This is a genomic window from Achromobacter sp. RTa (assembly GCF_000757485.1).
Classification (GTDB): Bacteria; Pseudomonadota; Gammaproteobacteria; order Burkholderiales; family Burkholderiaceae_B; genus Achromobacter.
The window spans coordinates 264,414-284,558 of sequence record NZ_JPYO01000043.1; the positions used below are offsets into that span (position 1 = coordinate 264,414).

The following is a 20,145-nucleotide window of genomic DNA, read 5'->3' on the forward strand; positions in this document are numbered from 1 at the left end:
AAGACCGAGCAGCTTCATCCAATAAGAAATCCGAGAGACGAGACGCACTAGAATCGCGCCGTCCCCATGCTGCAGCAAGAGGAGACAATATGAAATATCGCACTACCGCCGCGGCCGTGTTCGCCGCGTTTGCCGTGGGGGCAAGCGGCGTCGCCGCCGCCCAATGGCCCGAGCGCCCGATCACGCTGATCGTGCCTTTCCCCGCCGGTGGCGGCACGGACACCTTCGCCCGCCCGCTCGCCCAGCAGCTGACCACGCAGCTGGGCCAGACGGTGGTCATCGACAACAAGGGCGGCGCGGGCGGGACCGTGGGCGCCGGCGTGGCGGCCAAGGCCAGGCCCGACGGCTACACCTTCTTCATGGGCGGCGCGCACCATGCGCTGGCCCCGTCGCTGTACAAGAACCTGAGCTACGACATCCAGAAGGATTTCGCGCCGGTTGCGCTGGTCGCGCAGCCGCCGCAGGTCATCGTCATCAACCCGGGCAAGCTGCCGGTGAAGACCGTCCAGGAGCTGATCGCCTATGTCAAGAAGCGCCCGGGGGAAATCAACTTCGGCACCGCCGGCAAGGGCAGTACGCACCATCTGGCCGGCGAGCTGTTCGCGATGCAGACCGGCATCAAGCTGGTGGACGTCCCCTACCAGGGCGCCGGGCCGATGCTGTCCGCGCTGATCGGCGGGCAGGTGGATCTAGCGTTCGACGGCCTGGGTTCGTCGGCCGGCCACATCCGCGCGGGCTCGATCAAGCCGCTGGCGGTGGCCGCCACCGAGCGTTCGCCGTCGCTGCCCGACGTGCCCACCGCCGCCGAAGCGGGCGTGCCCAATTACGTGGTGTCGACGTGGTACGCGATCTGGGCGCCCGCCGGAACGCCCAAGGAGGCGGTCGACAGGATGAGCGCCGAGATCACCAAGGCCTTGAACGCACCGAAGATCAAGGAAACCTGGGCCGGCAACGGTTCGGCGGTGCCCACGCTGACGGGCGCCGAGTTCGGCAAGTTCGTCGACAGCGAGGTTGCGCGCTGGGCGAAGGTTGTGAAGGATTCCGGCGTCACGCTGGAGTGACGCACCGGCGGGCCGGATTTCGATTAACATTGATAATCGTTATCATTGTCAAATCTGTAGTCCGGTCCGTCGAACGTCATGAATCAGAGCGGTTCCCCAGCGCCCGTCGAGGGGCTCTACGTCGAGCATCAATCGTGGCTGCGCGATTGGCTGCGCAGGAAGACTGGGTGCCCGTTCGACGCGGCCGACCTGACCCACGATACCTATCTGAAAGTGCTGGTGCGCGAGGACGATGTGCGCATCTTGCGGGAACCGCGCGCCTATCTGACGACGATCGCGCATGGGTTGATGGTCAATTTGTTCCGCCGCCGCGACATCGAGCGGGCGTACCTGGACAGCCTGGCCCTGCTCGAAGACAGCGCCGCGCCTTCGCCGGAGCGGCGCGCGCTGGCGCTGGAGGCGCTGCTGGAGATCGACCGGTTGCTCGACGGCCTGCCCGCCAAGGTGCGCAAGGCGTTTTTGCTGGCGCAACTGGAAGGCCTGCGCCATGGCGAGATCGCCGAACGCATGCAAGTGTCGGTCAGTTCGGTGCGTCAGTATCTGGCGCGCGCCATGCAGCACTGCCTGGCGGCCTGGTGAGCCGGCGCGCCTCCGCCCGCGCCGGGCTGCCGCCGTCGGTCATCCGCGAGGCCAGCGCCTGGTTCGTACGCCTGGGAGCCGAAGAGGCGACGGAGGAGGACGGCCTCGCCTGCCGCCGCTGGATCGACGCCGATCCCTTGCACCGGCTGGCCTGGGAACGCGTGGAATCGCTTAGCCGTCAATTCGGCCAGGTCGAACCGCGGGCGGGCCTGGCGGCGCTCGATCGCGCCCCAATGCGCGGCCGGCGCCGAGCGCTGAAAGCCTTCGCGCTGGTTCTGGGCACGGGGGGGCTGGCCGCGGCGGGCCTGCCCTGGAGATCCTGGACATCGGATGTCGGCACGGCCGTCGGCGAACGGCGCAGCGCCACGCTGCCCGACGGCAGCGCGCTCACCCTCAATACCGACAGTGCGGCCGACCTGAGGTTCGACGCCACGCAACGGCTGATCGTACTGCGCCGCGGGGAATTGCATATCGCGTCGCATCGCGACCCGCAGGCGCCGTCCAGGCCTTTGGTCGTGGCGACTCCATCCGGCCGGATCATCGCATTGGGGACCCGTTTCGTGGTCAGGCTGTTGGAAGGCGGAGCCTGGGTCGCCGTGATGGAGGGCGCCGTCAGGATAGAGCCGGCGGAAGGGGGCGAGGGCGCGACGCGCATTATCGAAGCGGGATCGGGCGCGTATTTCGACGAACGCGCTTTGCGGGACGCAAGGCCCGCCTTGCACGCCGACGATTGGGTGCAGGGCTCCCTGTTCGCCGATGGGATGCGGCTGGATGCCTTCATCGAGGAACTCGGCCGCTATCGCAAAGGCAGCCTGGCCTGCGATCCGTCGGTGGCGGGGCTGCGCATTTCGGGATCGTTCCCGCTTGGCGATACCGACCGCGCCCTCGCGGCCGTCGAACGCGCGCTCCCGGTGCGCGCCGACCGCTATACGCGGTACTGGGTGGTGCTGCGCGCCAGGGATTGACGACTTGGCGCCGAGAGCGCCGGCGGCACGCAAGCGGCGGGGCGCATTGTCACTTTCGCGTTCTCGATTGGCATACAGGTGAAGCTCCGATTCACTTTGCCTGGACCCCAACGATATGTCCCTGTCCTTTTTCTCCTTCCGTCATGCCGCGCCGCCGGATCTGCGCATGAAGGCTTTGGCCGCGCTTGCGCTGGCCGTGATGACCGGCGCCGCGTTGTCACCCGCCCGGGTCATGGCTCATGCTTCCGAGGCGGCCCCCACCGTACGCCACTCCGTGAATGTGCCGGCCGGCCCGCTGGGCGTGGCGCTTTCCGCCTTCGCCCAGCAGGCCCGGGTGCTGTTGTCCTTCGATCCGTCGCTGGCAGCAGGCCGGGAAACCGCGGGACTGCGGGGCGAATACGGCGTGGACCAGGGCTTTGCGGCGCTGCTGGCGGGCACCGGGCTCGAGGCCGTGCGCGGCGGAGATGGCGATTACCTGTTGCAGCGCGTCGGCGGCCAGCAGGCGGCCCAGCTCGAAGCGGTAGTGGTGCTGGGGGCGGGGGCTACCACCGAAGGCACCGGCTCCTATACCGCGGACTGGATGCGCTCGGCCAACGGCCTGGTGCTGACGCAGCGCGATACGCCCCAATCCACCAGCATCGTCACGCGTCAGCAACTGGAAGACCAGGCCATGGGCAGCGTGCGCGACGTCATGGAGAACGCCACAGGCATGAATGTCCAGCAAAGCGAGACCGACCGGCTGAGCTATTACTCGCGCGGCTTCCAGATGGACACCATGCAGTTCGACGGTGTGGTCAAGCCGCTGGACAGCACCTACCAGTTCGGCGACGGCAATCTCGATCCGGTCATTTACGACCATGTGGAGATCATCCGCGGCGCGACGGGCCTGATGAGCGGCACGGGCAACCCGGGGGGATCGGTGAACTTCATTCGTAAGCGGCCGACCCATGAATTCCAGGGCAGCCTGCGAGCCATGGCCGGCAGCTATGACACCTATCGTGGGGAGGTGGATCTGTCGTCGCCGCTGAGCGGATCGGGAGCGGTCCGCGCGCGCGTGGTCGGCGCCAAGGAGCGGCGCGGCGATACCCTGGACCTGTACAGCAAGAAGCGCGACGTGGCTTACGGCATCGTCGAGGCGGACATTGCCGAATCGACCACGCTGAGCGTCGGCGCGTCGACGCAGCGCTCCCGCCCCAAGGGCGTGATGTGGGGCGGCCTGCCTATCTTCGATACCAATGGCGAGCAGGTCGACTGGAAGAAGGGGCAGACCGCCGGCGCCAAATGGACTACCTGGGATACCGACTCGACCGAGTACTTCGCCCAGTTGGAGCACGGCTTCGCGAACGGTTGGAATGCGCGCTTGTCCTATTCGCGGCTGGACAATGATTTCGATGCCTCGCTGCTGTTCGCCGCCGATTTCCCGGTCGATGCCGGCACCGGCTATCTGTCCGGCGCTCCCACGCTGCGCAAGTACCGGGGCGACAGCAAACAGGATGTCTATGGCGGCTCGCTGAACGGCGACTTCGGGTTGCTTGGCGCCATGCACGAGTTCAATCTCGGGTTCTCGCATTCCAAGACTCGGAGCCAGACCAAGGGCTGGAACTCGTCGGACCAGGCTGCCTATCCCATTCCCAATATCCACGATTGGAGCGGCGACTGGCCCGAACCGGTGTGGGACCAGCACGTCTCGGACCAACAGTTGCGCACGACGCAAACCGGCATTTTCGGCACGGCGCGATTCAACCTCGGCAGCCGGTTGCACCTATTGGCAGGCGCGCGCTGGACGCGCTGGCAGGCCGACGAGTACCGCTGGAACCAGTGGTCTCCCGATGCCGTCCCGATCGTGCTGTCGCAGAAACAGCGCTATTCCGAGGTCACGCCGTACCTGGGCGTTACCTACGATCTGGACGACACGTATACGGCCTACGCCAGCTACACCAACATTTTCCAGCCCCAGATGTACAAGACCCGCGACTGGGAGATGACTGGCCCCGCCTATGGACACAACTACGAAGCGGGCATCAAGGCGTCATACCTGGACGGCCGCCTGAACGGCTCATTCGCGGTGTTCCAGACCAACCAGAAGGACGTGGCGGAATACGGCGGCTTCGATGCCGCCCGCAACGAGTCGTGGTACGAAATGCTGGACGGCACTCGCACGCGGGGATTCGAGCTGGAATTGGCCGGCGAAGTGTCTCCAGGCTGGAACCTGTTCCTGGGCTATACGTACCGCGTTTCGAAGGATGATGAGGGCAGGAAGGTCCAGACCACGCAACCCGAGCAAATGCTGAAGGCGAGCACGGCCTACAGGCTGCCCGGCGCCTTTAACGGATTGGTGGTGGGCGGCGGCGTGCGCTGGCAAAGCCGCACGCGCGCCCAGGGGTACTACGGAGAACAGTCGGCCTCGGTGGAGCAGAAGCCTTACGCGTTGTTCGACCTGATGGCCCAGTACGACATCGGCAAGCAGACCCAGTTACAGCTCAATGTGCGCAACCTCGCGGACAAGCGCTACTACCGGGCGATGGGGTTCTACAACTCGGTCTATTACGGCGAAGGCCGGACGGCGCTGCTCACGTTGACGCAGCGCTTCTAGAGCGGGCGCCGAGCCTCAGCGCCAATCGCTGGCCAGGCTGAGCTTGGCCAGCTGATCGCGCGTCAGCGTCAGGCTGGCAGCCTTGACCAGCTCGTCCAGCTGCGCCAGCGAGGTGGCGCTGACGATCGGCGAGGTGATTCCCGGTTGCGCGATCTGCCAGGCCAGCGCCGCCTGGGCGGGCGTGCAGCCGGCTTCCTCGCACACTTCGTCCAGCGCCTTCAGGATGCGGTGGCCGCGGTCGTCGAGGTAGGTCTCGACGATCTTGCGGCCGCGCGGGCTCTTGCCCGCGTCGGCGGGGCTGCGGTACTTGCCGCTGAGAAAGCCGCTTGCCAGCGCGTAGTAGTTGATCGTGCCCATCTGTTGCGTCTTCACCAGGCTTTGCAGCCCGGACTCGAAGGGCTCGCGGCGGTACAGGTTGTATTCGGGCTGGATGCTCTCGTAGCGCGGCAGGCTGTGCCGTTCGCTCGTGATCAGCGCTTCGGACAGCCGCACTGCGGTGTAGTTGGAGGCGCCGATGGCGCGCACCTTGCCGGACTCCATGTGCTTGGCGTATTCGGCCAGGGTGTCGGTCAGCGGCGTATCGGGATCGTCCTGGTGCGATTGGTACAGGTCCACGTAGTCCGTCTGGAGGCGGGCGAGCGACGCTTCCAGGGACCGCCGGATGTAGGCGGGCGCCAGCCCCTTGGCGTCGGGGCCCATTTCCATGCCGACCTTGGTGGCGATGAGCACCTGGTCGCGCTTGCCGGAGCGCTTCAGCCATTTACCGATCAGCGTCTCGGACTCGCCGCCCTGGTTGCCCTTCACCCATCGGGAATACACGTCGGCCGTATCGATGAAATTCAGGCCCGCGTCCACCAGGGCGTCCAGCAGGGAATACGTGCCGGCTTCGTCGACGGTCCAGCCGAAGACATTGCCGCCGAAGGTGAGCGGGGGGATCTGCAGGCCGGAACGGCCCAATGCGCGTTTGATCATAATGAGGCCTCTGGAAGCTGCGGGTGGCTGCAAGAAGGGGGGCGGACGGCATGCGCCGTCACAGGGATTCCCCCCAAGTCATTTTGTTTGGCGGCAAGTTAGACTATACGGCTTTATGGCCTGGCCGGCCGGCAAGAAGCCGCCGGCAGCGTCATAATCAATGGACAAACACCAAGGGTTCAAGGAGCTTACCTATGCTGATCGGAAAAAAACATTTTCTGACGGTTGGCGCCATGGCACTGGCGATGGCTATCGCCGCGCCCGTGGCCGCGCAGCAAAAGTCGGTGGCGGTCACCGCCATCGTCGAGCATCCGGCGCTGGACGCCGTGCGTGACGGGGTGCAGGACGCCCTCAAGCAAGCCGGCTACGAGCCGGGCAAGAACCTGAAGTGGCAATACCAGAGCGCCCAGGGCAACAACGGCACCGCCGCGCAGATCGCGCGCAAGTTCGTGGGCGACAGGCCCGACGCCATCGTCGCGATCGCCACGCCGTCGGCGCAGGCGGTGGTTGCCGCCACCAAGGACGTGCCGGTGGTCTATTCCGCCGTCACCGACCCGGTCGCCGCGCAGCTGGTCTCCAGCATGGACGCCTCGGGCACCAACGTGACCGGCGTGTCGGACCTGCTGGCGCTGGACAAGCAGGTGGAGCTCATCAAGAAGATCGTTCCCAACGCCAAGCGCGTGGGCATGGTCTACAACCCGGGCGAGGCCAACTCGGTCGTGGTCGTGAAGAAGCTGCAGGAAATCCTGCCCAAGTCGGGCATGAGCCTGGTGGAAGCCGCCGCGCCGCGTTCCGTGGACGTGGCCTCCGCGGCCCGCAGCCTGATCGGCAAGGTCGACGTCATCTACACCAACACCGACAACAACGTGGTGTCGGCATATGAATCGCTGGTCAAGGTCGGCAATGACGCCAAGATCCCGCTGATCGCGTCCGACACCGACAGCGTCAAGCGCGGCGGCATCGCCGCCCTGGGCATCAACTATCGCGACCTGGGCGTGCAGACGGGCAAGATCGTGGTGCGCATCCTGAAGGGCGAGAAGCCCGGCGCCATTCCCTCGGAAACCAGCTCCAAGCTCGAGCTCTACGTGAACCCGGGCGCCGCCGCCAAGCAGGGCGTGACGCTGCCCGACGCGGTGATCAAGTCCGCCGCGGTGGTCGTCAAGTAATTCAGTGCCATACCCGCCCCGCCATGCCTACCCGGCGTGAGCGGGGTTTTTCTTGAGTTTTCGCCTTACCCAAGGTCCTCCAGGGCGGCAGCGTTCACAAGATGCTCGCGGCCCGGCGCGATGTGCTGGTCTTGAATGGCCTGGCGGCCCGCCCCGAGCGGCGCGGCGCCCGGCGTTTTTGCTCCCTGAACGGTCCTGCGGACTCCCGCCGGCGGTTTTGCCGCCCGGCGCGGGAAGGCTTTGGCAGGAAACGAGAGAAAATCACGGGTTGGGAAACGTTTATTGCGAAAGCTGGGGTAAAACTGACCCCTAAACGCAAGAAGTCAGACGTTTCAACTCTTTAATATGCTCGTTTCTTACCTTATCTGGATTTGACCCATGTCATTGTTTTCGTTGTTGGGCGCGCTGGAGATCGGCCTGATCTTCAGCCTGGTGGCCCTGGGCGTGTTCATTTCCTTCCGCCTGCTGCGCTTCCCGGACCTGACCGTTGACGGCAGTTTCCCCTTGGGCGGAGCCGTCTGTGCGACGCTGATCGCTTCGGGCACCGACCCCTTCCTGGCGACCGCCATCGCCACCTTCGCCGGAGCCGCCGCCGGCCTGGTCACCGGCTGGCTGAACGTGAAGCTGAAGATCATGGATCTGCTGGCCAGCATCCTGATGATGATCGCCCTGTATTCGGTCAACCTGCGCATCATGGGCAAGCCCAACGTGCCGCTGATCACCGAATCCACCGTCTTTACCATCCTGCAGCCTGAGTGGCTGTCGGACTACGTCGCCCGTCCGCTGATCCTCGCCGTCATCGTCGTGCTGGCCAAGCTCGCGCTGGACTGGTTCTTCGCCACGCAGACCGGGCTGGCCGTGCGCGCCACCGGTTCCAACGGCCGCATGGCCCGCGCCCAGGGCGTGAATACCGGCCGCATGATTCTAGGCGGCATGGCGCTGTCCAACGCGCTGGTGGCCCTGGCGGGCGCGCTGTTCGCGCAGACCCAGGGCGGCTCGGATATTTCCATGGGCATCGGCACCATCGTGATCGGCCTGGCGGCCGTGATCGTCGGTGAAAGCATCCTGCCGTCGCGCAAGCTGGTGCTGGCGACGCTGGCCGTCATCATCGGCGCCATCGTCTACCGCTTTTTCATCGCCCTGGCCCTCAACAGCGACTTCATCGGCCTGAAGGCGCAGGACCTGAACCTGGTCACCGCCGTGCTGGTCACGATCGCGCTCGTCATCCCCATGCTCAAGCGCCGCCTGGTTGGCAAAAGGTAAGTCCCCGCGACCGCACAATGGAGTACTGAAATGTTGTCTGCCAAAGACTTGAAAATTACCTTCAACGCGGGGACGCCCATCGAGACGCGGGCCCTGCGCGGCCTGTCGCTGGAAATCCCGTCGGGCCAGTTCGTGACCGTCATCGGATCCAACGGCGCCGGCAAGTCCACGTTCCTCAACGCGGTGTCGGGCGACCTGTCGGTCGATTCCGGCCGTATCGACATCAACGGCGTGGACGTCACGCGCCAGCCCGTCTGGGCGCGGGCGGGCAACGTGGCCCGGGTGTTCCAGGACCCCATGGCCGGCACCTGCGAAGACCTGACCATCGAGGAAAACATGGCGCTGGCGCAGATGCGCGGCGCCCGCCGCGGCTACAGCCGCGCCGTCAAGGCATCGATGCGCGACGGGTTCCGCGAACGCCTGGCCACGCTGGGCCTGGGCCTGGAGAACCGCCTGGCGGACCGCATCGGCCTGCTGTCGGGCGGCCAGCGGCAAGCGGTCAGCCTGCTGATGGCGGCCTTGCAGCCGTCGCGCATCCTGTTGCTCGACGAGCACACGGCAGCGCTGGATCCGCGCACAGCGGACTTCGTGCTGCAGCTGACGGCCCGCATCGTATCGGAGAGCAAGCTCACCACGATGATGGTGACCCACAGCATGCGCCAGGCCCTGGACGTAGGCGACCGCACGGTCATGCTGCACCAGGGGCAGGTGGTGCTGGACGTCTCGGGCGACGAGCGCCGCGGCATGGACGTGCCGGACCTGCTCGCGATGTTCGAGCGCGTGCGCGGCGAGAAGATTTCCGACGACGCCTTGCTGCTGGGATAGGCGTCGACGCGTCAGTGTCTGACACCCGTACGAAACGATCTACGGCCTGCGGTGGTGCCGCCCGGGTGTCAGACACCCAGGCCTTCCGTTGGTGTCTGACACCCGGTAACGTCTGCTTCAGCCGGACGGGCACTTCGTACGGGTGTCAGACACCCAGGCCTTCCGTTGGTGTCTGACACCCGGCCACGTCTTCTTCAGCCGGACGGGCACTTCGTACGGGTGTCAGACACTTGCGCAGTGTCTGACACCCATACGAGACGATCTACGGCCTGCGGTGGTGCCGCCCGGGTGTCTGACACCCAGGCCTTCCGTTGGTGTCAGACACTTGCGCAGTGTCAGGCGCTGGCCAGAAAACGTTCCGGCCGGAACGCGCGGTGCCGCGCCGCGGCGCCTTCCTCGCACATGAGCTCGCCCAGAATCCTGGCGGTGCCGGGCGCGGTGCTGAAACCGATGTGCTGGTGGCCCAGCGCCAGCCACAGGCCCGGATGGCGCGGCGCCTGGCCTATCATCGGGCGGCTGTCGGGCAGGGTGGGGCGCCGGCCCAGCCAAGCCTTCTCGTCCAGGCGCCGGTCCAGCGGAAAGGCCTCGCGGGCGCGGGCCTCCGCCAGGTCTAGCTGCTCTGGCCGGGCTGGCGCGTCGCACGCATCCAGCTCCACGCCGGTGGTCAGGCGCAGGCCCCGGGCCATGGGCGACAGCACATAGCCGCCGCCCGTGTCGTAGACGGGGCGCGACAGGCTCGCGCCTTCCACGCCGCTGTAGTGCATGTGGTAGCCCCGCTCGAACGCCAGGGGCAGGCCTATGCCGGCCGTTTCCAGGATGCCTTTCGACCACGGCCCCAGGGCCACGACCAGCCTGTCCGCGGACAACTGCGAGGAACCGTCTTCGCCGAGGACCGTCCAGCGCTGACCGTCGCGGCGGATGGCGCGGGCGGCCATCTGCGTGAAGGCGCCGCCATGGCGGCGGAACAGATCGGCATAGGCCGCGGTGACTGCGTGCGGATCATCGACGGAATACGAGCCCTGGATCCATAGCGCCCGGGGAAAGATCGGAGACAGGGCAGGTTCGATCTCCGCCAGCTCCGCCGCGTCCAGCGCCTGGGTCGGAACCTGGTATTGCGCATACGTCCTGCGCGCCAATTCACCGCCGTTCCACGCCTGTTCCGACCGATACAGCAGTATCCAGCCCGTATCGCGCAGCCGGTGCAGGGCGCCGGCCTCGCCCAGCAGGCGCAGGTGTTCGGGCGCCGACAGGCGGATCAGGCCGTCCAGCGCCGCCACGGTTTCCTTGAAGACCGAGGGCCGGGCGTTGAGGAGAAAGCGCGCCGCCCAGCCCGCATTCCTCGTCAGGTAGTTCCAGCGGTAGCGGAACTGGACCGTGTCGTTCCTCAGGAGCCTGGGCAGCTGGGCCCACAGGCCGGGGTGGTTGAAGGGCATGAGCGAACTGCGCGCGAGCACGCCCGCGTTGCCCAGCGAGGTCTCGCGTCCGGGTTCCTGCCGGTCGACCAAGGTGACCGACATGCCCCGGCGCAACAGCTCAAGCGCGCTGCACACTCCCACGATGCCCGCGCCGAGGACGATGACCTGCTTTCCCATAGGCTTTTACCCGAGTTCCGCCAAAAACCGCCGTGCCGTCGGCGGAGACGCCGAATTGTATTGCAGCGGCGCGCATCCGCGTCAGGCCTGGGCGGGAGCCTGGCCGAGGATCCTGCCCGCGGCCACGACGCCCCACCACGCGGCTTCTTCGAACACGGAATAGCCGGACAGGTCCGCATGCGCGAACAGCACCGGACCGTCTACTTCGCGGAGGGCGGCCAGGCCAGCGTTGGACAGGTAACCGCACAGCGGCGTAGCCATGGCGTGGCCGCGCACCGTGATCTCCAGCGTCCGCGCATGCCGCCAGAATTCCTTGCCGTACGCGGCGATCAGGTCGGTGGCGGCTTCCGCGCGCAGCGCTTCGGGGCTGGCGGCGGCGAGCCACTCGCGCGCGGCTTGCGGCGTCCGCGCGCTGAGCGCGTGATACGCCGTGAAGACGCTGCGCGGCGACGGCGCCACGCGCAGCAGCTGGTGCGTGGATACGACATAGCCCAGCGCCCGCCCGCCATAGACCACGTTGTCCCAGGAGAGCGGCTCGCCCGGAGCTTCCGCCGGATAGCCGTCCATGAGGAAGTTCGACACCATCCAGGGAGCGTGCGATGAAGCGTGCACGGCCGGATCGTAGCCATAGGCGCGGATGTCGGGCAGGATGCGCTGGGCCACGAACAGCGGCATGGCGCAAACCGTGCGGCGGGTCTGCACGGTGTACGCGGTGGGCGCGGGGCCGGGCGCAAGGCAGGTGACCAGCGGGCCGGAGGGAGTGTCCTGGACGCGGACGGCGGTGCCCGCGGCCAGCCACTGGGCATGGCCCAGCTTGCGCGTGATGGCTTCGCGCATGCGGTCGGCCAGCACGGACAGGCCTCCGGGCCAGGTCAGCACCGCGCCTTCGCCCGCATTGGCGGCATGCCCGTCGCGGCTGGCGAAATAGTGCAGGCCGGCCCAGGCCGAGACCACGTCATAGCGCGCGCCGTAGTCGTCGCGGCAACAGTAATCCAGATACCAGTGCAGCGCCGGCGAGGAATAGCCTTCGCGTTCCAGCCATTGCTTGAACGTGATCGCGTCCAGCGCGCGCCAGGCCGGATCGCGGGACGATAGCGCCAGCGGGATGCTGAAGACTTTCCGGCCGTCGCTGCCGGTCTCGGTGCGCAGGCGTTCGACCCAGGCAAGGAAGCGGCGGTGCTGGGCGGCGTCCGCCTCGGGGACGCCAGCCATGGGCAGCAGGCCGTCTTCCCAGCGGCCGCCGCGCAGCAGCCGCTCTTGGGGCGAATGCGCGAGCACGGCCTCGTCGTAGTACGGACGGACGTCGCCCGCGCCGCGCTCGATGATGCCGAAGTCGGACAGCATCTCGCGTACGTGCGAGGACGCCAGGGAAGGCAGGGGCAGATAGTGGGCGCCCAGCGGGTAGTCCAGGCCGTCGCGCCGGCCCGCGGCGGCGTTGCCGGCGAATTCGGGGCCTTGCACCACGATGAAGTCCGTATGGCCTTCGCGCGCCAGCTTCCACGCGCAGGACAGGCCTGCAACCCCCGCGCCCAGGATCGCTACGCCATGCCGGAGGCTTGCCGTGGGCTGCGGCCAGGACGCGCCGTCGCGCAGGGCGTGGCCGGCCTGCATGCCGGGGTATCGGACGTCGGCCGTGGTTTCGACGATGCGCGAGCGCCAGTAGCCGGCGGCGCCGGCGGTGGCGGCGGTGGCCGCGCCCAACAGGAAGCTGCGGCGGCGCATCAGCGGATGACCTGGCGCCAGTCCTCGTCGAAATAGCGCACGAGCGACTGTTCGTTCAAGCGATTGGGCGGCATCGCGAGCGCGGGCATGTCCGCCGGGAAATGGAACAGCTCGCGCGTCGTGACAGGGTCCAGATAGCGGGTGGCCACCGTGATCTTCTCGGGCGGCGCGTAGTCCTTGCGCTTGCCGGCCAGGATGAAGCCCCAGTCGCCGAAGGAGGGCACATAGACGTGATACGGCCAGGTGTTCAGGCCGGCCTCCTTCAGGGTGGCGTCCACGCTCCAGAACGAGCGCGGCGCGAAGTAGGGCGAGGTGGACTGGACGACCAGGTAGCCGTTCTCGGCCAGGTGGCGCGCCATCAGGTGGTAGACGGGCACCGAATACAGGCGGCCCAGGCCGAAATTGGACGGGTCGGGGAAGTCCACCACGATGAAGTCGTAGACTTCGGCGTGGGTTTCCAGCCAGCGGCCGGCATCGTCGTTGATGACCTTGACCCGCGGATCCTTCAGCGACCCTTCGTTCAGGCGGGTCAGCGGCTCGGAGCGCGAGAACAGCCCCGTCATGGCGGGGTCCAGGTCCACCAGCGTCACGTGCTCGACGTGCTTGTACTTGAGGATCTCGCGCACGGCCAGGCCGTCGCCGCCGCCCAGCACCAGCACGTTGCGCGCCCAGGGCAGGGCCTGCAGCCCGGGGTGCACCAGGGACTCGTGGTAACGGTGCTCGTCGCGCGACGAGAATTGCAGATTGCCATTGATGTACAGGCGCAGGTCGTCATGCCAGCGCGTGACGACCAGGCGCTGGTACGGCGTGGTCTCGGCATGCACGACCTCGTCCCCGTAGAGGCCTTTCTCGGCCCAGGCCGTCATGTTGCCGGAATACAGGAAGCCCAGGCCCAGGAGTCCGATCACCACGCAGGCGCGAACGGCCCGCTCGCCAGGCCGGCGGACCTCGGCGCGGAACAGCCAGGTGGTCCAGAGGGCCACGCTCGCGTTCAGCATGCCGAACAGGAAGCCGGTGCGCAGCAGCCCCAGCTTGGGCGCGAGCAGCAGGGGGAACACCAGCGAAACGGCAAGCGCGCCCAGGTAATCGAAGGTCAGCACGCGGCTGACGATTTCCCGGAACTCGGCCTTGCGCTGGTTGAATACGCGCATCACCAGCGGAATCTCCATGCCGACCATCAGGCCGATGATGAAGACGCCGACGTACAAGGCGGCGCGGAACGGCGCGGACAGCCAGGCGAAGACGAGGAACAGCACGGCGGCCGATACGCCGCCCAGCAGCGCCACCAGCAGCTCCACATCGATAAACCGATTCAAAACGTCTTCGTCTTTTACATATTTTGACAACCACGAACCGATGCCCATGGCGAACAGATAGCAGCCGATGACGGAGGAGAACTGGAGTATGGAATCCCCAAGCAAATAGCTGGCGAGCGCGCTGCTGATGAGCTCATAGCCCAGGCCGCAGGAGGCGACGATCAATACCGAGAGGATGAGAACGCGGTCGCGCATGAGGTGTCCGACACGAAAAATGCGTTCGCAGTATATCGAAGCCGGCGTATATACTGCGCGCAATTGGGAGGCTGGCAATGGGAGAAGCAATGCATCCGGCGGTGACCTATCTGATCTATATCGCATCGGCGCTCGCCATGCTGGGCATCTTCACCGCGGTCTATACGGCCGTTACGCGCTATCGGGAATTCGAACTCATCCGCGAAGGCAATATCGCCGCCGTTCTCTCATATGGAGGCGCGCTGGTGGGCTTCAGCTTCACGCTGTGCTCCAGTATTGCGGTCCATGCGAGCTTCGTCATGTTCCTGGTGTGGGGCGTTGCCGCCATGCTGGTCCAGATCGTCGTGTACGTGGTGGTGGCGCGGTGCGTCCGCGGCATGAACGACGCGATCGAGGAAAACAACATCGCCATGGGCGGGCTGATCGGTTCGATTTCGATCGCCGCCGGCATCGTCAACGCCGCCTGCCTGACCTGATACCGGCAGGCGCGCCGACTCCGACCCGACAGGAGGACATTCCATGAGTCTCGGTTCATTTATCCGTAAGCAGTTCATCGACATCCTGCAATGGAACGAGGATCGCGACGGCGTGCTCGCCTGGCGCCATCCGATGCAGGATTTCGAAATCCAGTACGGCGCCAGCCTGACGGTGCGCGAATCGCAGATGGCGGTCTTCGTCAACGAGGGCAAGGTGGCCGACGTGTTCGGCCCCGGCATGTACAAGCTGACGACGCAGACCCTGCCGATCCTGACCTACCTGAAGAACTGGGATAAGCTGTTCGAGTCGCCATTCAAGTCGGACGTGATCTTCTTCAGCACGCGCCTGCAACTGGGCCGGCGCTGGGGCACGGCGCAGCCGGTCACGTTGCGCGACAGCGAATTCGGCATGGTGCGCCTGCGCGCGTTCGGCGTGTATTCGTACCAGATATCCGATCCCGGCAAGTTCTACCGCGAGATCAGCGGAACGCGCGATGAATACACGGTGGACGACCTGGAGGCGCAACTGCGCAACATGGTGGTCGCGGCCATGACCACGGCGCTGGGCGGCTCGAAGGTGCCGTTCCTGGACATGGCCGGCAACCAGGGGCTGATGTCGCAAAGCATCAGCGAACAGCTGGCGCCGGTGTTCGACCGCTATGGCGTCAGGCTGGACAACTTCACGGTGGAAAACGTCTCGCTGCCGGAAGAGCTGCAGAAGGCGCTGGATACGCGGATCTCCATGGGCATGGCCGGAGACCTGGGCAAGTTCACGCAGTACCAGACCGCGACCTCGATACCGCTGGCGGCGCAGAACGAAGGCGGCATCGCCGGCATCGGCGCAGGCCTGGCGGCGGGGGCGGCGCTGGGCCAGACCATGGCGCAGGGCCTGGGCGCGGCCCAGGGGCAGCCGCCGCAGCAGGCGCAGCAACCGCAGGCGCCGCAGCAGGCCCCGGCCGCCGCGAACGCGGATCCGGTGCAGCGCCTGCAGCAGCTCAAGGATTTGCTGGACAAAGGGCTGATCACCGCGGCCGACTACGATTCGGCCAAGGCCGAAGTGCTGAAGAAACTGACTAACTAGCGTCAGCAGGCCCCAATGCAACAGGTTCTGTGCCCGCAGTGCGGCGCCCCCGTCAAGTTCACGTCCACGGCCTCCGTGATGGCCGTCTGCGGCGCCTGCCGCAGCACCTTGCTGAAGGATGCCGAGTCGGTCAAGCGCATCGGCGAGATGGCGGACGTCCTGGAAGACTACTCGCCTCTGTGCCTGGGTGCGGCGGGCAAGCACGAGGGCAAGCGTTTCGACGTGATCGGCCGCATCCAGTTGCGCTACGGGGAAGGCTTCTGGAACGAGTGGTACCTGTGGTTCGAGGATGGCGCCGACGGCTGGCTGTCGGACGCGTCGGGCCAGTACGCCGTAACCCGTCGGCGCAAGGTGAAGGGCACGCAGGGCATGCCGGCGTTCGAGGACATCGCGCCGGGCGACGAAATGAAGCTGGACGGCCAGCGCTTCACGGCCTCCGATGTGCGCGCCTGCCAGGCGGGCGGCGCGCAGGGCGAACTGCCGTTCGTGCCGGGCGATGGCTGGCAGGCGAAGGTGGCGGACTTCCGCAGCCTGGACGCGTTCCTGACGCTGGATTTTTCCGACGGCCCGGATCCCGAACTCTACATCGGCAAGGCGTTCGACCTGTCCGCCATGCAGGCCGGTTCGCTGCGCACCAACGAGCAGGTGGAAGAAACGGCGGGCCGTTTCCGAGGCCAGATCAAGGCGCTGGACTGCCCGAATTGCGGCGGTCCGATAAGTTTCGTGGCCGCCATGGCCACTCAGGTGGTCTGCCCGTCGTGCGCGGCCGCGGTCGATTGTTCGGGCCCCACCGCCGAAGTCATCGAAAAGGCCCGCAAGGTCAAGGCGATCAAGACCACGCTGCCGCTGGGCGCGCAGGCCAGGATCGACGGCGCCGCCTATACCCTCATCGGGCTGATGAAATGCGCCGACCCCGACCCCGAGGAGCCCTCGGACTGGATCGAGTACCTGCTGTTCAACCCGGCCAAGGGCTTCATCTGGCTGGTGGAAACGGACGAGGGCTGGGAACGTGTGCAGGTCTGCGATACCTGGCCCAGCCATAACAACGCGACCAGCGTGCGCTGGCGTTCCAAGCTGTACCACAAGCTGTACGACTACACCTCGCGGGTCGAGCTGGCGCTGGGCGCCTTCAATTGGCGGGTGAAGGTGGGCGACAGCACCAAGATCACGGACTACAAGGCCGGCAACCTGAAGCTGACCCGCGAATTGAGCGAGTCGGAACTGGGCTGGTCCGCCGCCGGCCCCGTGGCGCCCGCGCAACTGGCCGAATGGTTCGGCGATCCCGAACTGGCCAAGCAGAAAGCCATGCCCCGCAGCGCCGGGGGCGGCGGCTATCGCAAGTGGGCCTGGACGGCGATGATCGCGCTGGGCTTCCTCAACCTGGGCAATATTTTCAGCGGGCGCTTCATCCCCATCCTGATCGGCATGGCGTTCCTCTGGTTCCCCGCCACGCTGGCGGACAAATTTTCGGGCAAGGACGAATAGCAAGATGGGCAAGATCCTGTATGCCATCTATGCCGTGGTGGTCGTGCTGGCTACCACGGGCGCGAGTTCGACCGGCGGCGGCTACACCAGCGGCGGCGGCGGCAGCTGGGGCGGCAGCTCCGGCAGTTCGGGGTGGTCGTCCGGCGGATCCCACAAGTGACCGTGCACGCCACTCCCGGCCGCCACGTGCTGGCGGACTTCCGCGGCGTGAGGGCGGACCTCCTGACCGACCCGCTGGCCCTGGAGCGCCAGTTGGTCGAGGCGGCGCAGGCCGCGGGCGCGCAAGTGCTGAGCGCCCATTTCCATCACTTCGGCGCCGGGGCGGGGGTGACCGGCGTGGTCATGCTGAGCGAATCCCACATCAGCATCCACTCCTGGCCCGAGCACTGCTACGCGGCCCTGGACATCTTCATGTGCGGCGCGGCCCGCCCGGAACTCGCGCTGGAGCATCTGCAGGCCCGGCTCGCCCCGGAGTCGGTGCGCGTCACCACGGTGGCGCGCGGCTGAAGGCCGCCGCCGCGTTTCCTTGATCTGGCTCAATCCTCGCTCGCGGATCGGATTGACTGGCGTTATGTACCTATATATATTTCGATGCCAGCACATCCATTCCTCAGGGAGAAAAACATGTTCCGCAAACGTCAGATCGTGGCGCTTTCCATGGCCCTGGCCGCCGCCTGGGGCCCGGGCGCCCATGCCGGCGACCTGGTGGTGTCGGCCGCCGCCAGCCTGACCAACGCGTTCAAGGAAGTGGCGCGCGGCTACGAGCAGGAGCATCCCGGCACCAAGGTGGTCCTGAATTTCGGCGCCTCGGACGTGCTGCTGCAACAGATCGTCAAGGGCGCGCCCGCCGACGTCTTCGCGTCGGCGGACCAGAAGGCCATGGACAAGGCCGTCGAGGAAAAGGCCGTCAAACCCGGGTCCCGCGTGGATTTCGCGGCCAACCAGGTCGTGCTGATCGTGCCCGCGGACAGCAAGGCGAACATCGCCGCGCTGAAGGACCTGACGCGCGCAGACGTCAAGCGCATCGCCTACGGCAATCCTGCATCGGTGCCGGTGGGCCGCTACACGCAGGGCGCCTTGCAGGCCGCCGGCCTGTGGGACGCGGTGCAGGCCAAGAGCGTGCTGGCCCAGAACGTGCGCCAGAGCCTGGACTACGTCGCGCGCGGCGAGGTGGACGCGGGCTTCGTGTTCGCCACCGACGCAGCCATCATGGCCGACAAGGTCAAGGTGGCAGTGCGCGTGCCGTCGCAGACGCCGGTGACCTATCCCATCGCCGTGACCACGCGCGAGACGGCCGCCAAGGAGGCCGAAAGTTTCGTTGCCTACGTGCTGTCTCCCGCGGGTCAGGCGATACTGTCGCGATACGGCTTCCAGAAGCCCTGATATCTGTTGAATCGTAGGCATCGATGAGCGATCCGGTTTGGGTCCCGCTGCTGCTTTCCCTGAAAGTGGCGGGCTGGGCGACGCTGTTGGCTACCGTGTCGGGCACGGCCGCGGCTTATGCGCTTTCGCGCTGGCGCTGGCCCGGGCGCGATCTGCTCGACGCCATCCTCACCTTGCCGCTGGTGCTTCCGCCCACTGTGCTGGGGTATTACCTGCTGGTGCTGCTGGGCCGCCGCGGCATCATCGGCGAGACGCTGGCCGGCTGGGGCATCGAGCTGGTCTTTACCTGGCAGGGGGCGGTGATCGCGGCGTCCGTGGTGGCGTTTCCGCTTGTGTTCAAGTCGGCCCGCGCCGCGTTCGAGAACGTCGACGCCCAGCTGGAAAGCGCGGCGCGCGTGCTTGGCGTCTGCGAGGCGGGCGTGTTCTTCCGCGTGACCCTGCCCCTGGCCGCTCGCGGCATCGCCGCGGGCGTGCTGCTCGCCTTTGCGCGGGCGCTGGGCGAGTTCGGCGCCACGCTGATGATCGCCGGCAACCTGCCCGGGCGCACCCAGACCCTGTCGGTGGCCATCTATGAGGCCGTGCAGGCGGGCGACGACGCCACGGCCAACCTGCTGGTGCTCGTGACCTCGGTGACCTGCGTCGTGGTCCTGCTGCTGGCCGGCAGGCTGGTGCCCGTCACCGGCGGCCGGCGCGAGGGGAGGCCGCGATGAGCGTGTACATCCATGTGCGCAAGCAGATGACGTCGGGCGAGCAGCGCTTCGCGCTGGACGTGGCCTTCCAGTCGTCGGCCAAGCGGATCGCGCTGTTCGGCCCGTCCGGCGCCGGCAAGAGCCTGACCCTGCGCGCCGTGGCCGGGCTGCTGCGCCCGGATTCGGGGCGCATCGAAATCAATGGGCGCGTGCTGTACGACGGCGAGGCCGGCGTCTGTCTGCCCGCGCAGTCGCGCCGCGTCGCCTACCTGTTCCAGGACTACGCCCTGTTCCCCCACCTGACGGTGGCGCAGAACATCGCGTTCGGCCTGCGCCGGGGCTGGCGCAATCCGCCTCGTCGCGAGGTCTCGCCCCAGGCGCAGCGCTGGGTGGACGCCTTCGAGCTGCGCGCCATCGTGGGCAGCTACCCGAGCGAAATCTCGGGCGGCCAGAAACAGAGGGTGGCCCTGGCGCGCGCGCTCATGCTGCAGCCCGACATCCTGTTGCTGGATGAGCCGTTTTCGGCGCTGGATGCCCAACTGCGGGGCAAGATGCGCCTGGAGCTCAACGCGCTGCAGCGGCAGCTGGACGTGCCCATGCTGGTGATCACGCACGACCCGGCCGACGTGGACGCGTTGGCGGACGAGGTGTTCGAGGTGCGAGAGGGCAAGGTGCGCCGCTACGACGCGGATGTAGGGGTGTAGGATGGGTGCAGCGCGGCAAGCCTCCGAAAAGAGGACCGGCGCTGAACGCGCGTAACCCATCGGCCGGCGCCAGCCGGC

The 20,145-nt window shown here is 66.9% G+C and carries 19 protein-coding genes; 15 read left to right on the forward strand and 4 right to left on the reverse strand.

The genetic code is table 11. The features are described 5' to 3' along the window. The first annotated feature begins 89 nt into the window (after positions 1-89). The 4 genes from JL37_RS24155 (at position 90) to JL37_RS24170 (ending at position 5,198) form a co-directional block, all read left to right on the forward strand. On the forward strand, positions 90-1,061 hold the full coding sequence (locus JL37_RS24155; protein ID WP_043547488.1) for a tripartite tricarboxylate transporter substrate binding protein: 972 nt from the start codon (positions 90-92) through the stop codon (positions 1,059-1,061). Positions 1,062-1,139: 78 nt separating this feature from the next. Next, complete coding sequence (locus tag JL37_RS24160; RefSeq protein ID WP_043547489.1) at positions 1,140-1,640, forward strand: sigma-70 family RNA polymerase sigma factor; 501 nt, start codon at positions 1,140-1,142, stop codon at positions 1,638-1,640. Then, positions 1,637-2,605 carry a FecR domain-containing protein gene (locus JL37_RS24165; RefSeq protein WP_043547490.1) on the forward strand — a complete coding sequence of 323 codons (969 nt, stop codon included), beginning with the start codon at positions 1,637-1,639 and terminating at the stop codon, positions 2,603-2,605. Before JL37_RS24160 ends, JL37_RS24165 begins: the two co-directional genes overlap by 4 nt. Before the next feature lie 166 nt (positions 2,606-2,771). Next, positions 2,772-5,198 carry a TonB-dependent receptor gene (locus JL37_RS24170; protein WP_231570422.1) on the forward strand — a complete coding sequence of 809 codons (2,427 nt, stop codon included), beginning with the start codon at positions 2,772-2,774 and terminating at the stop codon, positions 5,196-5,198. Positions 5,199-5,213: 15 nt separating this feature from the next. Here the strand turns inward: JL37_RS24170 and JL37_RS24175 are convergent, their stop codons facing one another. After that, on the reverse strand, positions 5,214-6,170 hold the full coding sequence (locus JL37_RS24175) for an aldo/keto reductase (protein WP_043547492.1): 957 nt from the start codon (positions 6,168-6,170) through the stop codon (positions 5,214-5,216). A gap of 194 nt (positions 6,171-6,364) precedes the next feature. On the opposite strand from JL37_RS24175, the gene JL37_RS24180 reads away from it, so the two are divergent. The 3 genes from JL37_RS24180 (at position 6,365) to JL37_RS24190 (ending at position 9,424) form a co-directional block, all read left to right on the forward strand. Further along, positions 6,365-7,336: an ABC transporter substrate-binding protein gene (locus JL37_RS24180; protein WP_043547493.1), complete on the forward strand. Its 972-nt coding sequence runs from the start codon at positions 6,365-6,367 to the stop codon at positions 7,334-7,336. Positions 7,337-7,714: 378 nt separating this feature from the next. Continuing rightward, the gene (locus JL37_RS24185) at positions 7,715-8,599 is read left to right on the forward strand and encodes an ABC transporter permease (RefSeq protein WP_043547494.1); all 885 of its coding nucleotides are present in this window, start codon (positions 7,715-7,717) and stop codon (positions 8,597-8,599) included. Between the two features lie 30 nt (positions 8,600-8,629). After that, positions 8,630-9,424 (forward strand): ABC transporter ATP-binding protein, encoded by a 795-nt coding sequence (locus JL37_RS24190; protein ID WP_043547495.1) that lies wholly within the window; start codon positions 8,630-8,632, stop codon positions 9,422-9,424. Positions 9,425-9,759: 335 nt separating this feature from the next. On the opposite strand, the gene JL37_RS24195 is transcribed toward JL37_RS24190, so the two are convergent. The 3 genes from JL37_RS24195 to JL37_RS24205 all read right to left on the reverse strand — a co-directional run bounded on the left by JL37_RS24195 (position 9,760) and on the right by JL37_RS24205 (position 14,249). After that, positions 9,760-11,016, reverse strand: coding sequence for an FAD-binding oxidoreductase (locus JL37_RS24195; RefSeq protein ID WP_043547496.1), 1,257 nt, complete (start codon positions 11,014-11,016; stop codon positions 9,760-9,762). Positions 11,017-11,097: 81 nt separating this feature from the next. Beyond that, positions 11,098-12,738: an NAD(P)/FAD-dependent oxidoreductase gene (locus JL37_RS24200; protein WP_043547497.1), complete on the reverse strand. Its 1,641-nt coding sequence runs from the start codon at positions 12,736-12,738 to the stop codon at positions 11,098-11,100. Continuing rightward, a complete protein-coding gene (locus JL37_RS24205) occupies positions 12,738-14,249 on the reverse strand; it encodes a polyamine aminopropyltransferase (protein WP_043547498.1) in 1,512 nt (503 codons plus the stop codon). The genes JL37_RS24200 and JL37_RS24205 overlap by 1 nt, the downstream gene beginning before the upstream one ends. 89 nt (positions 14,250-14,338) lie before the next feature. Between JL37_RS24205 and JL37_RS24210 the strand changes: the two genes are divergently transcribed. From JL37_RS24210 to JL37_RS24240, 8 genes are all read left to right on the forward strand, one after another. Beyond that, complete coding sequence (locus JL37_RS24210; protein WP_043547499.1) at positions 14,339-14,725, forward strand: DUF350 domain-containing protein; 387 nt, start codon at positions 14,339-14,341, stop codon at positions 14,723-14,725. A 43-nt stretch (positions 14,726-14,768) separates the two neighbouring features. Next, positions 14,769-15,806 carry an SPFH domain-containing protein gene (locus JL37_RS24215; protein ID WP_043547500.1) on the forward strand — a complete coding sequence of 346 codons (1,038 nt, stop codon included), beginning with the start codon at positions 14,769-14,771 and terminating at the stop codon, positions 15,804-15,806. A 15-nt stretch (positions 15,807-15,821) separates the two neighbouring features. Beyond that, positions 15,822-17,291, forward strand: a complete 1,470-nt coding sequence (locus JL37_RS24220) for a DUF4178 domain-containing protein (protein ID WP_043547501.1) — start codon at positions 15,822-15,824, stop codon at positions 17,289-17,291. Positions 17,292-17,295: 4 nt separating this feature from the next. After that, positions 17,296-17,451 carry a hypothetical protein gene (locus JL37_RS30765; RefSeq protein WP_197064649.1) on the forward strand — a complete coding sequence of 52 codons (156 nt, stop codon included), beginning with the start codon at positions 17,296-17,298 and terminating at the stop codon, positions 17,449-17,451. After that, positions 17,448-17,798 carry an adenosylmethionine decarboxylase gene (gene speD / locus JL37_RS24225; protein ID WP_043547502.1) on the forward strand — a complete coding sequence of 117 codons (351 nt, stop codon included), beginning with the start codon at positions 17,448-17,450 and terminating at the stop codon, positions 17,796-17,798. Before JL37_RS30765 ends, speD begins: the two co-directional genes overlap by 4 nt. A gap of 117 nt (positions 17,799-17,915) precedes the next feature. Continuing rightward, a complete protein-coding gene (gene modA / locus JL37_RS24230) occupies positions 17,916-18,674 on the forward strand; it encodes a molybdate ABC transporter substrate-binding protein (RefSeq protein ID WP_043547503.1) in 759 nt (252 codons plus the stop codon). Between the two features lie 23 nt (positions 18,675-18,697). Continuing rightward, positions 18,698-19,384 carry a molybdate ABC transporter permease subunit gene (modB, locus tag JL37_RS24235; RefSeq protein WP_043547504.1) on the forward strand — a complete coding sequence of 229 codons (687 nt, stop codon included), beginning with the start codon at positions 18,698-18,700 and terminating at the stop codon, positions 19,382-19,384. Then, complete coding sequence (locus JL37_RS24240; protein WP_043547505.1) at positions 19,381-20,067, forward strand: ATP-binding cassette domain-containing protein; 687 nt, start codon at positions 19,381-19,383, stop codon at positions 20,065-20,067. The genes modB and JL37_RS24240 overlap by 4 nt, the downstream gene beginning before the upstream one ends. The last annotated feature ends 78 nt before the right edge of the window (positions 20,068-20,145 follow it).

Coding starts and splice junctions, on each gene's coding strand:
- modB (WP_043547504.1), top strand. CDS start 18,698: ATGAGCGATCCGGTTTGGGTCCCGCTGCTGCTTTCCCTGAAAGTGGCG.
- JL37_RS24195 (WP_043547496.1), bottom strand. CDS start 11,016: ATGGGAAAGCAGGTCATCGTCCTCGGCGCGGGCATCGTGGGAGTGTGC.
- JL37_RS24210 (WP_043547499.1), top strand. CDS start 14,339: ATGCATCCGGCGGTGACCTATCTGATCTATATCGCATCGGCGCTCGCC.
- JL37_RS24240 (WP_043547505.1), top strand. CDS start 19,381: ATGAGCGTGTACATCCATGTGCGCAAGCAGATGACGTCGGGCGAGCAG.
- JL37_RS24190 (WP_043547495.1), top strand. CDS start 8,630: ATGTTGTCTGCCAAAGACTTGAAAATTACCTTCAACGCGGGGACGCCC.
- JL37_RS24180 (WP_043547493.1), top strand. CDS start 6,365: ATGCTGATCGGAAAAAAACATTTTCTGACGGTTGGCGCCATGGCACTG.
- JL37_RS24185 (WP_043547494.1), top strand. CDS start 7,715: ATGTCATTGTTTTCGTTGTTGGGCGCGCTGGAGATCGGCCTGATCTTC.
- JL37_RS24200 (WP_043547497.1), bottom strand. CDS start 12,738: ATGCGCCGCCGCAGCTTCCTGTTGGGCGCGGCCACCGCCGCCACCGCC.
- JL37_RS24160 (WP_043547489.1), top strand. CDS start 1,140: ATGAATCAGAGCGGTTCCCCAGCGCCCGTCGAGGGGCTCTACGTCGAG.
- JL37_RS24220 (WP_043547501.1), top strand. CDS start 15,822: ATGCAACAGGTTCTGTGCCCGCAGTGCGGCGCCCCCGTCAAGTTCACG.
- JL37_RS30765 (WP_197064649.1), top strand. CDS start 17,296: ATGGGCAAGATCCTGTATGCCATCTATGCCGTGGTGGTCGTGCTGGCT.
- JL37_RS24175 (WP_043547492.1), bottom strand. CDS start 6,170: ATGATCAAACGCGCATTGGGCCGTTCCGGCCTGCAGATCCCCCCGCTC.
- JL37_RS24205 (WP_043547498.1), bottom strand. CDS start 14,249: ATGCGCGACCGCGTTCTCATCCTCTCGGTATTGATCGTCGCCTCCTGC.
- JL37_RS24155 (WP_043547488.1), top strand. CDS start 90: ATGAAATATCGCACTACCGCCGCGGCCGTGTTCGCCGCGTTTGCCGTG.
- JL37_RS24215 (WP_043547500.1), top strand. CDS start 14,769: ATGAGTCTCGGTTCATTTATCCGTAAGCAGTTCATCGACATCCTGCAA.
- JL37_RS24170 (WP_231570422.1), top strand. CDS start 2,772: ATGAAGGCTTTGGCCGCGCTTGCGCTGGCCGTGATGACCGGCGCCGCG.
- modA (WP_043547503.1), top strand. CDS start 17,916: ATGTTCCGCAAACGTCAGATCGTGGCGCTTTCCATGGCCCTGGCCGCC.